Raw genomic sequence first — 13639 nt, 5'->3', positions numbered from 1 at the left:
TTTATTAAAAATAGAAAAGAAGGTTTTGTAATGAAAGGGTTATTTACGGGAAGATTTGAAGGATATTCATTGGGACATTTTCAAAAGGATCTTCTTTCAGGAATGATTGTTGGAGTTGTTGCGATTCCGCTTGCTATGTCTTTTGCTATAGCCTCTGGTGTTAAGCCAGAGTATGGGATTTATACAACATGTATTGCCGGGATACTTATTTCGCTATTTGGTGGTTCAAAGTACCAAATTGGAGGGCCTACAGGTGCTTTTGTTCCTATTCTTTTAGGGATTGTAATTACCTATGGATATGAAAATTTACTACTTGCTGGTTTATTAGCTGGAATTATCTTATGCCTTATGGGAATTTTTAAACTAGGATCTTTAATTAAATTTATTCCACGTCCTGTAACAATTGGCTTTACGTCAGGTATTGCTGTCAGTATCTTTACGGGACAAATTGCTAGTTTTTTAGGTTTAACAGGTATAAAAAAGCATGAGGAATTTATAGCGAATCTGAAGGAAATTTTTACTCATATCGGTACTACCAATTCTTACAGTGTCATAATTGCTTTGATTTGCTTTTTTGTTATACTCATAACACCAAAAATTTTCCCAAAAGTACCAGGTTCATTAGTAGGTGTTGTTATTTCAACTTTAATTGCAACTGTATTTTTCTCAGGTCATGTGCCTACTATTGGTACAGCATATGGTACGATTCCAAATACACTTCCTCAGTTTGGTATACCAGAAATCACAGTAGAGCGTATAAAACAGTTAATTGGCCCTGCATTTGTTATTGCCATGTTGGGTGGTATTGAATCTCTTTTATCCGCTGTCGTAGCAGATGGTATGACAAATAGTAAACACAACAGTAATAAAGAGCTGATTGGTCAGGGAATTGCCAATATTGTTACCCCGTTATTTGGAGGAATTCCGGCAACTGGAGCGATTGCCCGCACTGCAACAAATATTAAGAGTGGAGCTGTATCTCCGATATCGGGTGTTATTCATGGAGGATTTGTGTTATTTACACTTCTACTAGTAGCTCCATATGCTTCACATATTCCGCTTGCTAGCATGGCTCCTATTTTAATGGTAGTAGCTTGGAACATGAGTGAGCAAAAACATTTTGTTCACATACTTAAAATGAAGACAGGAGACTCTCTTGTATTACTGGTAACATTTCTGCTCACTGTATTTACTAGTTTGACAACAGCTGTGGAAATCGGTCTTATTTTAGCTATTATTTTATTTACAAAACGTATGAGTAATATGCTTGTCATATCTAAAGTGCTTCCTGATCATACAAAAAAGAATGAAAAATTGCTACCACATGTAGTAAATAAAGCTCATGATTGCCCACAAATTAGTATTTACACAATAGAAGGTCCATTATTCTTTGGGGCTGCCCAAACATTTGAACAAAATATTTTAGCAACCATTCATTATAAACCCAGAGTTTTAATTTTACGTATGGGAAAAGTTCCTTTTATCGATACAACAGGAGAGTCTTACTTTAGGAATATTGTTCAGCATTTTAAAAAACAAGGTGGCGTACTTCTCATTTCAGGAATTCAATCAGAGCTAAAAGCAACTCTAGATAAGAATGGATTGTACGCTGAGATTGGGGAAGAAAACTTTTTTGACCATACCGGGGAAGCAATTAACTGTGCTTTAGAACATTTGAATACAAAAAAATGTATAGGGTGTAAGCATTTCGCTTTTCATGAATGTACCGGGCTTTCTCAGCAATCCCAGGAAGGGAATACAATAAATAATAAAGCAAACGCATTAGATTTTTAAAAAATTTACTCAACATACAAAGTTTGTTTGATTTCTAAGAAGAAATTCATTATAAATCATAAATATAAAGGAGAATGAACAATGTCTGAATTTAAAGATCAAGTATTAAATATTTTAGAAGAAGTATGTGAAAATGATATCGTAAAAGATAACCCAGGTGTGCAATTATTTGAAGAAGGGATTCTAGATTCTTTTGGTACAGTATCCTTATTAGTAGAATTTCAAGAACGTTTAGACATTGAAGTCTCTATTTCTGATTTCGATCGTGATGAATGGGCGACACCAAACATGATTATTAAAAAATTGAAAGATATGCAATAAAATAGATGTTTGAGAAACAAATAAGAAAAGGAAATTGAAAATAATGCTTATATATTAGAATGAATGATAACGAGTGGAGGAAATAAAAATATGTCTAATTTACCAAATTGCCCAAAATGTAATTCAGAATACACTTACGAGGGTTCTGGTGCGAAAACTTCAAGATAATTGCAGGTAATCTCTAAATCTTGGACATACTGATACTATTACTCTAAAAAAGGTGCGTGATCAGTATGGAAAAGCGAAATTTATTCAAGTGGAAACATTATCATCATGATATTATTTTGCAAACAGTAAGATGGTACCTACGGTACAACTTGAGCTTTCGTGATTTGGTGGAAATGATGGAGGAACGGGGCTTATTCGTTGCTCATACAACGATTATGCGTTGGGTTCATCAGTATGGTCCTGAATTAGACAAAAGAATCCGTCGTCATCTCAAGCAAACCAATGACTCTTGGAGAGTCGATGAAACATATATCAAAGTGAAAAGTCAATGGATGTACCTGTATCGTGCTGTCGATTCGAAAGGAAATACCATTGATTTTTACCTAAGCAAAGCAAGAAACCACAAGGCTGCAAAGCGATTCTTCAAGAAAGCTTTGCAGTCTTTTCATATTTCTGAGCCTCGTGTCGTGACAGTCGATAAGAATCCAGCTTATCCTATAGCAGTTGAAGAATTGAGAAAAGAAAAAAAGATGCCATTAGGCATCCAACTAAGGCAAGTGAAATATCTCAATAACATAGTGGAACAAGATCATCGGTTTATTAAAAAGCGGGTTCGTTCGATGTTAGGATTGAAATCCTTTCGCACAGCTACATCCATTCTTTCTGGAATAGAAGCTATGCATATGGTGAAAAAAGGGCAACTTGTTTTATTGGACAAGTCTGTCCAAAATCAAGTGAAGTTCATCCATCAACTATTTGGAATTGCTGCTTAAGACTAGATTTCACTAGGAAACTTTTCGCATCTTTATATCTTTCCTAAGTATTTGCACCAGAACCGGATTTATACTATTCAAACCCCTGTTTTTTTCTGGGAACACCATGTACTTTTTATAAAAGCCAAAAATTGCAAGCTAACACTCCTACTATACTAGTTTTATCTATATACCCTAGACCGTTTCGACTATCCATACTTTTATAACGATTATCTCCCATTACAAATAATTTGCCTGAAGGCACTTTCCTCTCGCTAAAGTTGGAGAGAAATTCAGTTTTATTAATTAAATCTTTGTAAACATAAGGTTCTTCTTGTTTCTCCCCATCTATATAAACGGAATCGTTAACCATTTTAACTGTTTCATTGGGCAAACCAATTATTCTTTTTATGTAATAATTGGAATCATTCGGTATTTTTATAACAACAATCTGCCCATGATATAATGGGCAGATTGTTGTAGCTGCTCTATTTACTAATATATATTCTTGATCTTGTACAGTGGGGTACATGGAATTTCCTTTTACTTTATAAAAATCAAAATTGAAAAATAACAACAAAAACATCAACATACCAAATAGAAAAAACTTTAAATTAAGATTATATTCTTGTTCTTCAGATAACATATGGTTCCATTCCTTATTAATAATTTCATAAAAAATGCCGCCTACTAAGTTTTAATGTAGGGGGCATTTTTTTATTATCTTCATTCGCTTTATTTAGTTTGTTTGAGAAGGGGGATTATCCCCTGTATCCTTTTTTAATTCAAAGTATGCATCTAAAATGTCTCTACCAATCATTGAATTAATTCCACCTTTATCATCATATACCCATGGTACAACAACAGAAAATGCGACTTCTGGGTTATCATATGGAGCATATCCTGCTAAAGTTAAATTATAACAACGGATTCTTTTCCCTTGTTCATCTCTACCAACAGGATCATCTCCTCCATAAACTGTTTGTGCTGTTCCTGTTTTACCAGCCGGTTTATAAGAAGCTTTTTGGAAATAATGCACGCCTGTTCCATCACCTTCTTGAAATACTCTTCTGAAACCTTCTTGTACTCGATCAATATATTCTTTTTTCATATCTACACGGTTCAATACAACTGGCTCCATGGATTGTACAACTTTTCCAATCTCTTCTTCTTTCACTGTATGCTCTCGAATCTCTTGCACAATCTGTGGTTTCATTCGATATCCCCCATTTGCAATAGTAGAAATGTATTGTGCTAACTGCAATGGTGAATACGTATCATACTGTCCAATAGCTAAATCTAGTAAGAAACCTGGCTGATAATTTTCTTTACTCATTTGTCCAATATCTTCATTTGGTAAATCTATACCTGTTGGAACACCTAAACCAAATTGTCCAAAATAATATCTCATTTTATCAAATGTAGCTGCTGTAATATTTAATGAGCTATTAGGTACATAATTTATGCCTGCAATTTTTAAAGCTGTATTGAACATGTAAACATTTGATGAAACTTGTAACGCTCGTAGGTCATCAATACTTCCAAAATCCTTCCAAGATTTTTTGGGTTTTGTTCCTTTAAAATGCATTGGTGCATCATGAAAATATGTTCCTGGCGTTATGGAACCTGTCTCAAACCCTGTTAAAAGTGTAGCTCCTTTTACGGTAGATCCAAGCTCATAAGAGCTAGTCAATGTACCTAAAGCATAATCTTCTACTTTTATATTCCCATCTTTTTTCACTAATTTTTTTCCAGCCATGGATAAAAGTTGACCTGTTTTTGGATCCATCATTACAACAAACGCTCGGTCTAATAGTGGTTCTGAACCTTTAAACTCTTTTAAACGCTTTTCAATAATCTCTTCAACCTGCTTCTGTAATTTCATATTGATTGTTAATGTTAAATTTTTTCCGTTCTTCCCGTTGGAAATCATTTCCGTTTGAGTAATATTTTTTTCTTTGTCAGTAATATTTCGAACTTCAGCTTTTTCTCCATGTAATACGTCTTCATATCGTTGTTCAATATAACTTTTTCCAATGCGATCATTACGATTGTAACCACGCACTAAATAAGAGTCTAAATTTTCTTTTGGAAGCCCTTCTTCAGCACTTGTAATATTTCCTAATACCGAACGGAATAAATCCCCATTTACATAATTACGATCCCAGTCTGTTGTTGCATCTACCCCTGGGAATCTTTCTAAATTCTCACTTATTATTGCGTATTCTTTCTCGGTTGCGTTCTTTTTTATAACTTGAGGTGTCATTTGATATCCTGAACTCATTTTACTTTTAATAGCTAATACTTTTAGGTCTTCTGGCGTTAATTTACTTAGTTCTTCATCAGTGACACGTTCTCGTCTCAATTTTTCTATTTTATTATCAAACCCTTTTCCCTCAATATTTTTTGCTCTAAGTTTTTCTTCGTCTTGTTTCGTTATTTTTTTTGGGGCCTGTTCTTTATTCATTTGCATCCAAAAATCTTTTCTATCTGTTTCAGTTAATTTATTTATATCTTCTTCGGATATTTCAATTATATTTGAAAGGTCTTTAGCTACTTTCAGAATATCATCGGATTGTATACCTTTCATTCTTGTGTACGTTATGACACGAATAGCGTTATTGTTAACAACCTTTTCACCTTCTCGATCAAAAATCTGTCCACGTGGAACGGGGACACTAATGGTTTCGTTTTCTTGTTTTTCAACTATATTTTTATAAGATTCTCCATCAACGAGTTGTACTTTTCCTAACTGAAGAATAATAGTTGAAAATAGTAAAAACACACAAAAAAACAGTGCGTTTAATCTAAAAGTAACTTTATCTTTCTTTGTTTTATTGGGCTTTTCTTTGCTCATGTAAACCTCCGCTTTAATAATATTAAATCCAATACTTTTACTTAAAATATATTAAATAATATATAAGGATAAGTAAAGTTAAATAAATTTAAAGAATTTCTAAAGTATTACCTGATTTTATTAATATATATTTTTTAAAAAAGAGAGCACTTATACATGCAATCAACTTAAGAAACTTTGATACCCCTAAAATACATCTCATCCCTTCAAAAGGTACACCTTTGGGTGCATTTTTTATTACTACGTATTCAAAGACGTAAAGAACACTTGATATGTCTATAAAAGTATACCTTTTTAAACATAAGGTTTTTGAAACTAGAAAATGTGTACCTTAAGTGAATTTGAAAGTAAACTAATGGCTAAAAGTTTACATTCGGATTTTGAATCATTTATAGCTAATTTTGTAATAAATTTCTCAATATTGATATACTTGTTAATTATGGTTTTAATATTCAAAATTAACAAAAAATAAAGTATAATAAAAATGTGATGGTTATCACTTATGTTTACTCCTTGTGCTGAAGATAAGATCGTATTCTCCGATCTTATCTTTTTTTGTTTGTAGAAATTTAATGCAAAAAAATAGAATCCTTATTATAAGGATTCTGCAACAGGAAATAACAAAATTTATAAAATATAAGCATTTAAGTATCAAATTTTAAATTTGAATTACGCCCTTTTCCCTTAAGGGTCTTTACTATATTAATAAAGAAGATTAGTCCTACGGTAAAGAATGTAAGTGGATGTAGCCATGTTCTAAAATTAACCAAAGTTACAATAATCATTATTATAGAAGCTATAAAGCCTATAATATCAATGCTAAAAGATAGTTTCCCTTTTGTTGTTTTCATTTATAACATTTCCTCTCCAGATACAACTTTAATTTTAAATTCCCTATATAATAATAACACGGGCTTAGATTTTTAACTATTTTTTACATTAAATTACTTTCGTTGGTTCTGGTGCAAGAAATACTGTCATTGTGTACACTGGGGTATCTACCACATCGCCATCAAGCGGAAATTTTATAGTACCCCCAGAACGAAATTTTGTGCTAACTTGTAACAAAAAAACTCATTTTTTCGTTTTGGGGGCGTTTATTTTTCTTAAGTTGATGGGGATGTATGGTGACCCCAATTAGGAATTACCGCGAGGTGCTGAATATGGTTTCTTACTTTATTCAGTTGTTACAAATATAGTTTCATTCGGATCGGAAAATTGATACAGTTTCCTTGCGAACTTTAAAATATCTTCTTCGCTACCAGTTAACATTTTGAAGTCTTTCTCAATGTGTTGCCCATCTTTTTTTAAAGAAGATAATTCTTGCTTTGCCTTACCCATCATGATTTGTTTTTCTTTAATACTATCTTGTTGCTTATTAAGGGAGTATTGTACACCAAAAATCACAGGTAATATAAAAGCTAAAGCAGCTATAACACGGCGTCTTATTTTTTTATTATTAACTTGGTACGTATTAGGGTTCACTTGCTGTGATGGTATTTTGGGGTTCGATTGTTCTGATACTACTTTTGGGATGTTTCCCATTAAAAAGGCCTCCATTACTGATTGTAGAATTTAAATCGTTTGAAAGTATTATATATGTTCAATGGAAACTTTGAAACGATTTTAGTGAAAATGAGTTTTATAAAGTTGAAACAAAATCGTTATTGGATATCTTTGTCCATCCCCTCGAAATGGGGGAATAGCAAGCGAACTATAAACAAACCGCTTATAAATAAAGGGTTTTAACTACTTTTAATAATCTACATGTCAAAACATATACATTTTAATTGACATATTTCAAATAAGCATAAGTTGTATTTTTGAAATGAAAAATTCTAGATTTTTAGCTATGTCATAAAGTGTACTTTTTAACGTAGTGCATAAATTTAGCTAATTCCCCCTTTTCGGGGATTTGGGCAAAAACAACCTGTATAAGACTTCAGATCATTACAAAACGTTTACTGAAATAAAGTAGAAAGGAATTTAGTTATGGAAAAAATATATTTAGATGGACGGATGTTTACAAGTAAAGATGCACTGCATAAAACATTAAAGAACAAATTAGATCTTCCAGATTACTATGGTGAAAATGCTAATGCGTTGTGGGATTGCTTAACTGCATGGGTTACTCTTCCCTTAACAATAGAATGGGAATTTTTCAAAGAAAGCCAGAATATGTTAGGACAAGAAGCAGATTTGATTTTAGAAACATTTCAAGATGCTCAAGAAGAAATGGCGGATGAATTCTATATTGTTGTGAAATGATTAAATAAACTTAGGTAAACATAAAACCGTAGAAATAATTAATTTCTACGGTTTTTATTGTATTTATTTGAATATTTTTACAGAGTGGCCCCTCATACCCAGAATCGTTGCCGTATCCCCTTTACAATAATGAAATCGTTGCTTGGAAACTCTCACATCGCAATGATTTACAACTTGTTCTAAAAACATTAGATTTAGCAACACAAAAAAGAGATGTGTATGGAACCATCATCCACTCAGATCAAGGATTCCAATATACATCTCCTGCTTATTGGCGTATGCTTCAACAGCTAGGCGCCATCGGCAGCCATTCCCGCAAAGGAAACTGCCATGACAATGCTTGCATTGAATCATTCTTCTCTCATTTTAAATCTGAAATGTTTTATCTTAATGACTATCAAACAAAGGGAGAACTAATTCAAGCAATTGAAACATACATCTATCATTATAACTACAAACGATTCCAAAAACGACTCAATCATCGAGCTCCGATCGAATATCGAATTTCGATGGCTGCATAGTCTTTTTTACAGTTGTCTACTTGACGGGGATAAGTCCAGGAAGTCTGTCCAAAATCAGAAAGAGTTCGTCCACCGAGTGTTTGGACTTATAGCATAAAATACGATTCCGTTAGGAATCTACTATCATCCATGTTCTTCTTCATATATTTGCACCAAAACCAAATTTCTTATATTTATAAAACAAAAATCCACTTACTTTACAACTACTTTTTGTTGCGTTTGATAGAACGTATCTATCAAACGATTATACTCACTTCTCGTAATTTCTTTGTTATACAGCTTAATTAATAACTCTTTATGTGTTTTTGAAAACGCCATTTTGTCAATGAACTTAGGATACATATAACGATTCGCTCCACTTCCGATAAATAATTAGGTTTAGTTAGATTATTCCATTATCATAATATAAAGTTTTCAGGGATGCAAATATTACATTAAAATAAAGTGAGTTGATCGTAGCGTATATCGTTCTCCACTAGGTGCAATAATTGTATATCGAATCTGATAGTTGCGTTGCGAGTCACACACTCAACCATTTTTCCCTCCTAAAATTAAGAATATCGTTGTTTATTATACAATTTTACAACTCTAGGTTCGCCCCACTAATTTTTGCGATATACTTCAAGCAATCTATAACAGGATATCGAATTAAAGATTTAGATTGTGCGAACTGAATTCCTTCTTTTTCAAGCAAAGAAACGAGCTGTTCAATGCTCATTTCTTTGCGTTGTATTTTGTTGAAATGTTGTAACACAATACTTTTCCACTTATATGATGGACTATGGAAATATGCTTCTCCGTTCACTGCATGATTAAAAATACGATCCATTTTTTGTTTCCTCTTTTTTTCTTCTAATTGTTTTTCCAGTGTATTCAGGTTCCTCCTGTTCCACCTGTTCGTTAGAAACCTTTGTATACTTCCCATGACGTACGACTTGTCTATATGCGTATCAAATAGTAATCACCGTTAGTATTTTAAATAAAGCTGAATTAGAAAATAGTGTTCTTAAGATAAATATCTTGAGAACACTATTTTTTTAGAGCTACTATTGTCATCACTATAAAGTAGTATACAATCTTTAAAACAAAAAGGGCTTAATCAAACATAGAAATTTCATTTTGGGGGCAACTTGTTCTGTTAGGTTGATGGGCATGTATGGTGACCCCTAATAGATAAATAAGGTGGTAAGGCAATGGATAAACAGCAGCGAGATAAAGAAGAACGAGAAAACATCATCAAAATGATACGAGATTTAAAGGCTAGAGGAGTACATAACAGCGCGGAAGCTATTGTAAAACATCATGGATACATCGTTTTAGCGGAGTTAATTAAATAGAAGAGCCCCGAGCAAAGGGATGTTGAGGGATTCGGGGCTCTCTAATATGAGTTGTACCGAGAATGAAGGGACTCGGTAAAGTTATATTATCATAATTTTCAAAAATAAAAAGTGGTAAATGTGTCCAATTGAAAAGTCCTTAGATGAGTATATCACTCTAGCTAAATAGAGAGGGGAATGGGAATTGAATAAAGATGAATTGAATCTAGAGAGTTTTGGTCAACAGCTAATAATTACTGGTCTTGCGAGATTAGTTGAGGAAGAAGATTATACGCCACATGAAGCATTTCAACTGTTAGAAACGATTAAAAGGGTTCTGGTGCAAACACTCCAAAACGCTTGTAAGTAACCTCCTAAACTTGGACATACTGATACTAGTATTCTAAAAAGGATGTGATTGGTATGGAAAAGCAAAATCTATTCAAGTGGAAACATTATCAACCGGATATTATTTTATTAACCGTGAGATGGTACCTACGGTACAACCTCAGTTTTCGTGATTTAGTCGAAATGATGGAAGAACGCGGGCTATCCCTTGCCCATACAACTATCATGCGATGGGTTCATCAATATGGTCCCGAATTAGATAAGCGAGTACGACGTCATCTGAAGTCAACCAATGATTCTTGGCGAGTCGATGAGACGTATGTGAAAGTCAAAGGTCAATGGATGTACCTATATCGTGCTGTTGATTCAAAAGGAAATACAATTGATTTTCATTTAAGCAAAACAAGAGATCATAGGGCTGCAAAGCGTTTTTTCAAGAAAGCTTTGCGGTCTTTTCATGCTTCAAAGCCCCGTGTGATTACAGTAGACAAAAACCCAGCCTATCCTATAGCGTTTGAAGAGTTGAAGAAAGAGAAAAAGATGCCTGTAGGCATCCAAATAAGGCAGATAAAATACCTGAATAACATTGTAGAGCAAGATCATCGTTTTATTAAAAAGAGAGTTCGTTCAATGTTAGGATTGAAGTCTTTTCGTACAGCTACATCTATTCTTTCAGGAATAGAAGCGATGCATATCATTAAAAAAGGCCAACTTATTTTACGGGACAAGTCTGTCCAAAATGAAATGAAGTTTATTCATCAACTATTCGGAATGGCTGCATAAGAATAGATTCCATTAGGGATCTATATACCTCTTTCAAATAAATGCAATCTTTGCACCAGAACCAAAACACTTAAGTCTCAATAGATTAAACCCTATTGAGACAAGGTTTTTTTCTTAACGTTGTTAAATCCGCATAAACCGGACGCTACCTCTTATATAACAAATGACAGTTTTGTACATATCCTTTATAAGTTAACAGTAATGGAATTCTGGAATTCCCCTCCATTATACAAGAGCTGTAATGGCATGTAATTAAAGAAGTTACTTAATAGTTGTTGTATAATTACCTTGATTTCATAAAAACTATCAATGATTCATTTTACCAATATGAGTCATTTGGACATTTTAAAAATCCTCATGAATTGCTCCTGTTTTCATGTTTAGAATATTCCCCTTTTATTAACATTAGCTTTGAATACAGGTATCGCAACATAGCTATCGACGTAAGTCTTTAACCTATTCTTAATGAGTTTTGTTAAAAATTTGTTATTTTTAACTTAAAAAAAGGAAAGCAATATTTATTTATAGAAAATTTTTAAGGATAAAAATGAGTGTAGAAATAGAATGACTATCTATGATAAAAAAAGGGGGCACTTATGTATGCTAACAAATGATTTAGATTTCCGATTAGAACCACGTTTAAAAGAACTGTATGAACAACATAAAATAAGAGCGCAGAAGATAGACTGGGGTTATCATGAGTTTTTACCATGGGATAAGGGAATGGACTTTAAAAGAGTTCCTTGGGATGAAAGTCAAGTTACTCTTCCTTCTGGTGTAATTACGGCCATTGAAACAGCTTTATTAACAGAAGTGAATTTACCATGGTTTACAACGTATTTATCTGCGACTTTTAAAGGGTCCCTTTCTGTTATTACAGACTTTATTCATACTTGGACTTCAGAAGAGGATCAACATTCGAATTTATTGGAGACATATTTACTACTCACTCGAAGTGTGAATCCCAAACGATTACATGAATTAAGAAAGTCAGTCGTTGAGGGGGGATTTGAGCCCGATTTTCACACACCAATCGAAGCAATGACGTATACGACGCTACAAGAACTTGCAACGATGGTGTTTTACAATAATGTAGCTAAGGTTGCAAGTAAGCATGATCCAGATCTTGCTACATTATTACGCCGTCTTGCAAAAGATGAAACTCTTCATTATGCGTTTTATCGAGACGTTATTCGAACACATTTGGAATTGGAACCTAATTATTGCTATCATATTGCCAATGTGATTATGAATTTTAAAATGCCAGGTGCTGTCATGCCTGATTTTGAAAATCGAATGGCTGTGATTGCAAAAGAAGCTAACTATGGGCCACTACAATATTTTGATCAAGTACTTGATGTAGTGGTTGATTATTGGGGGTTAAAAGACTTACGACCAATTGCACCTCTAGCTGAAAAAGCAAGAATTGAGATTTTGGAGTACCACACAAGATTGAAAAAAATACGGGATCGATTTGGTCGTTTTCAAGGGAAAGCTGATCTACGTTAATGAGTAGAGGTTTCAGAATATACGCGGGGAAATTCCCCTTTCCTTTATTGGAAATCTGACACGCTCCCTATTGTTTTGGTGCTGTTTTTATTTAATTTGATTTTTAAAGAAAAAGTAGTTGACACCAAAAATAAATTTATGATATTATAAAATATTTGATAAAAAATCACATATATGTTAAGGTTAAGAAGGTTACCATATATGGAGGTGGATTATATGTTTCAAATTGGCGATAACATTGTTTATCCAATGCACGGAGCAGGTATAATTGAAGCCATAGAAGAAAAAGAATTCTCAGGGAAAAAACAACAGTATTATGTCATAAAAATGTCAATCAGTAATATGCAAGTCATGATTCCTATGGGTAAAATATTAAGTTCGAGTATACGCCCAGTTACTGATATACTTGCATTAAAACACATTATACACATTTTTCAGCATGGAGAATCAGATAGATTACTGCCATGGAAACAAAGGTATAAAGTGAACACGGACAAAATAAAAACGGGTGAAATACAAGAAGGTGCTGAAGTTGTACGTGATTTAATGCGTATGAAGAAAGAAAAAGCACTTAATACAAGCGAAAAAAAAATGTTGGATAACGCACATGAATTTTTGATTAGTGAACTAGGATTAATTAAAGGGATCACTGAAAATCAAATAAAAAGTTTCGGTTAAGGTTCATTATAGATAATGTATTACATCCCCCGGAAATATCCTGAATTTTTCGGGAATATGATTATTATTAAAAATAAATCATTTCAAAGACATTCAACTTCTTCAACTCACTTTTAGAGTAGGAACCTCTTTTGTTATTACTTCAATCTAATCCATTTTTATTTTTAAATTTCTTTTACGAACGTTCGAAGTTTCATCAAATAACTCGATTAAATAGTCACTTGATTTTTGCAATCCTGATTCACACTGGCACGGACAAGGAGCCGTAAGGATGAAAGAGAGGTAGGGCTTTCATTGTTTTAGGTAATATATTATCTAAGTCAT

At 33.2% G+C, this 13639-nt stretch carries 17 protein-coding genes; 11 read left to right on the top strand and 6 right to left on the bottom strand.

What is annotated here, in order from left to right:
• The first annotated feature begins 30 nt into the window (after positions 1–30).
• From MHI07_RS28755 to MHI07_RS28745, 4 genes are all read left to right on the top strand, one after another.
• Complete coding sequence (locus MHI07_RS28755) at positions 31–1794, top strand: SulP family inorganic anion transporter (protein WP_340827264.1); 1764 nt, start codon at positions 31–33, stop codon at positions 1792–1794.
• Between the two features lie 81 nt (positions 1795–1875).
• Positions 1876–2115 (top strand): D-alanine--poly(phosphoribitol) ligase subunit DltC, encoded by a 240-nt coding sequence (gene dltC / locus MHI07_RS28750; protein ID WP_340827263.1) that lies wholly within the window; start codon positions 1876–1878, stop codon positions 2113–2115.
• A gap of 63 nt (positions 2116–2178) precedes the next feature.
• Positions 2179–2283, top strand: coding sequence for a hypothetical protein (locus MHI07_RS29490; RefSeq protein ID WP_445661766.1), 105 nt, complete (start codon positions 2179–2181; stop codon positions 2281–2283).
• Between the two features lie 65 nt (positions 2284–2348).
• A complete protein-coding gene (locus MHI07_RS28745; protein ID WP_340827262.1) occupies positions 2349–3056 on the top strand; it encodes an IS6 family transposase in 708 nt (235 codons plus the stop codon).
• Positions 3057–3171: 115 nt separating this feature from the next.
• On the opposite strand, the gene lepB is transcribed toward MHI07_RS28745, so the two are convergent.
• The 4 genes from lepB to MHI07_RS28725 form a co-directional block, all read right to left on the bottom strand.
• Positions 3172–3681, bottom strand: coding sequence for a signal peptidase I (gene lepB, locus MHI07_RS28740; protein ID WP_105588253.1), 510 nt, complete (start codon positions 3679–3681; stop codon positions 3172–3174).
• Positions 3682–3774: 93 nt separating this feature from the next.
• Positions 3775–5892, bottom strand: coding sequence for a peptidoglycan D,D-transpeptidase FtsI family protein (locus MHI07_RS28735; protein ID WP_340827261.1), 2118 nt, complete (start codon positions 5890–5892; stop codon positions 3775–3777).
• Positions 5893–6536: 644 nt separating this feature from the next.
• Positions 6537–6743, bottom strand: a complete 207-nt coding sequence (locus MHI07_RS28730; protein WP_340827260.1) for a hypothetical protein — start codon at positions 6741–6743, stop codon at positions 6537–6539.
• A gap of 325 nt (positions 6744–7068) precedes the next feature.
• Positions 7069–7437 carry an FtsB family cell division protein gene (locus MHI07_RS28725; RefSeq protein ID WP_002192060.1) on the bottom strand — a complete coding sequence of 123 codons (369 nt, stop codon included), beginning with the start codon at positions 7435–7437 and terminating at the stop codon, positions 7069–7071.
• Positions 7438–7884: 447 nt separating this feature from the next.
• On the opposite strand from MHI07_RS28725, the gene MHI07_RS28720 reads away from it, so the two are divergent.
• Both MHI07_RS28720 and MHI07_RS28715 read left to right on the top strand, forming a co-directional pair.
• Positions 7885–8160, top strand: coding sequence for a barstar family protein (locus MHI07_RS28720; RefSeq protein ID WP_002187942.1), 276 nt, complete (start codon positions 7885–7887; stop codon positions 8158–8160).
• Between the two features lie 107 nt (positions 8161–8267).
• On the top strand, positions 8268–8681 hold the full coding sequence (locus tag MHI07_RS28715) for an IS3 family transposase (RefSeq protein WP_157681249.1): 414 nt from the start codon (positions 8268–8270) through the stop codon (positions 8679–8681).
• Positions 8682–8873: 192 nt separating this feature from the next.
• Here the strand turns inward: MHI07_RS28715 and MHI07_RS28710 are convergent, their stop codons facing one another.
• Both MHI07_RS28710 and MHI07_RS28705 read right to left on the bottom strand, forming a co-directional pair.
• Positions 8874–8999 carry a hypothetical protein gene (locus tag MHI07_RS28710; protein WP_272913526.1) on the bottom strand — a complete coding sequence of 42 codons (126 nt, stop codon included), beginning with the start codon at positions 8997–8999 and terminating at the stop codon, positions 8874–8876.
• A 262-nt stretch (positions 9000–9261) separates the two neighbouring features.
• Positions 9262–9510, bottom strand: coding sequence for a hypothetical protein (locus MHI07_RS28705; protein WP_078177515.1), 249 nt, complete (start codon positions 9508–9510; stop codon positions 9262–9264).
• Between the two features lie 364 nt (positions 9511–9874).
• On the opposite strand from MHI07_RS28705, the gene MHI07_RS28700 reads away from it, so the two are divergent.
• The 5 genes from MHI07_RS28700 to MHI07_RS28680 all read left to right on the top strand — a co-directional run bounded on the left by MHI07_RS28700 (position 9875) and on the right by MHI07_RS28680 (position 13315).
• Positions 9875–10018, top strand: a complete 144-nt coding sequence (locus MHI07_RS28700; protein ID WP_165690471.1) for a hypothetical protein — start codon at positions 9875–9877, stop codon at positions 10016–10018.
• Between the two features lie 184 nt (positions 10019–10202).
• On the top strand, positions 10203–10367 hold the full coding sequence (locus MHI07_RS28695) for a hypothetical protein (protein WP_340827259.1): 165 nt from the start codon (positions 10203–10205) through the stop codon (positions 10365–10367).
• A gap of 53 nt (positions 10368–10420) precedes the next feature.
• Positions 10421–11128: an IS6 family transposase gene (locus MHI07_RS28690; protein ID WP_340827258.1), complete on the top strand. Its 708-nt coding sequence runs from the start codon at positions 10421–10423 to the stop codon at positions 11126–11128.
• Positions 11129–11728: 600 nt separating this feature from the next.
• Positions 11729–12637, top strand: a complete 909-nt coding sequence (locus MHI07_RS28685; RefSeq protein ID WP_340827257.1) for an acyl-ACP desaturase — start codon at positions 11729–11731, stop codon at positions 12635–12637.
• A 216-nt stretch (positions 12638–12853) separates the two neighbouring features.
• Positions 12854–13315, top strand: a complete 462-nt coding sequence (locus tag MHI07_RS28680) for a CarD family transcriptional regulator (protein WP_002149222.1) — start codon at positions 12854–12856, stop codon at positions 13313–13315.
• Positions 13316–13639: the final 324 nt, after the last annotated feature.

Source organism: Bacillus sp. FSL H8-0545, from assembly GCF_038006105.1.
In the GTDB taxonomy this organism is placed as follows: domain Bacteria; phylum Bacillota; class Bacilli; order Bacillales; family Bacillaceae_G; genus Bacillus_A; species Bacillus_A cereus_U.
This window is presented reverse-complemented; position numbering and strand designations above follow the sequence as displayed.

Bases quoted from the DNA above. Each gene is read 5' to 3' on its own strand.
- MHI07_RS28755 (WP_340827264.1), top strand. From the start codon at position 31: ATGAAAGGGTTATTTACGGGAAGATTTGAAGGATATTCATTGGGACAT.
- dltC (WP_340827263.1), top strand. From the start codon at position 1,876: ATGTCTGAATTTAAAGATCAAGTATTAAATATTTTAGAAGAAGTATGT.
- MHI07_RS29490 (WP_445661766.1), top strand. From the start codon at position 2,179: ATGATAACGAGTGGAGGAAATAAAAATATGTCTAATTTACCAAATTGC.
- MHI07_RS28745 (WP_340827262.1), top strand. From the start codon at position 2,349: ATGGAAAAGCGAAATTTATTCAAGTGGAAACATTATCATCATGATATT.
- lepB (WP_105588253.1), bottom strand. From the start codon at position 3,681: ATGTTATCTGAAGAACAAGAATATAATCTTAATTTAAAGTTTTTTCTA.
- MHI07_RS28735 (WP_340827261.1), bottom strand. From the start codon at position 5,892: ATGAGCAAAGAAAAGCCCAATAAAACAAAGAAAGATAAAGTTACTTTT.
- MHI07_RS28730 (WP_340827260.1), bottom strand. From the start codon at position 6,743: ATGAAAACAACAAAAGGGAAACTATCTTTTAGCATTGATATTATAGGC.
- MHI07_RS28725 (WP_002192060.1), bottom strand. From the start codon at position 7,437: ATGGGAAACATCCCAAAAGTAGTATCAGAACAATCGAACCCCAAAATA.
- MHI07_RS28720 (WP_002187942.1), top strand. From the start codon at position 7,885: ATGGAAAAAATATATTTAGATGGACGGATGTTTACAAGTAAAGATGCA.
- MHI07_RS28710 (WP_272913526.1), bottom strand. From the start codon at position 8,999: ATGGCGTTTTCAAAAACACATAAAGAGTTATTAATTAAGCTGTATAAC.
- MHI07_RS28705 (WP_078177515.1), bottom strand. From the start codon at position 9,510: ATGGATCGTATTTTTAATCATGCAGTGAACGGAGAAGCATATTTCCAT.
- MHI07_RS28700 (WP_165690471.1), top strand. From the start codon at position 9,875: ATGGATAAACAGCAGCGAGATAAAGAAGAACGAGAAAACATCATCAAA.
- MHI07_RS28690 (WP_340827258.1), top strand. From the start codon at position 10,421: ATGGAAAAGCAAAATCTATTCAAGTGGAAACATTATCAACCGGATATT.
- MHI07_RS28685 (WP_340827257.1), top strand. From the start codon at position 11,729: ATGCTAACAAATGATTTAGATTTCCGATTAGAACCACGTTTAAAAGAA.
- MHI07_RS28680 (WP_002149222.1), top strand. From the start codon at position 12,854: ATGTTTCAAATTGGCGATAACATTGTTTATCCAATGCACGGAGCAGGT.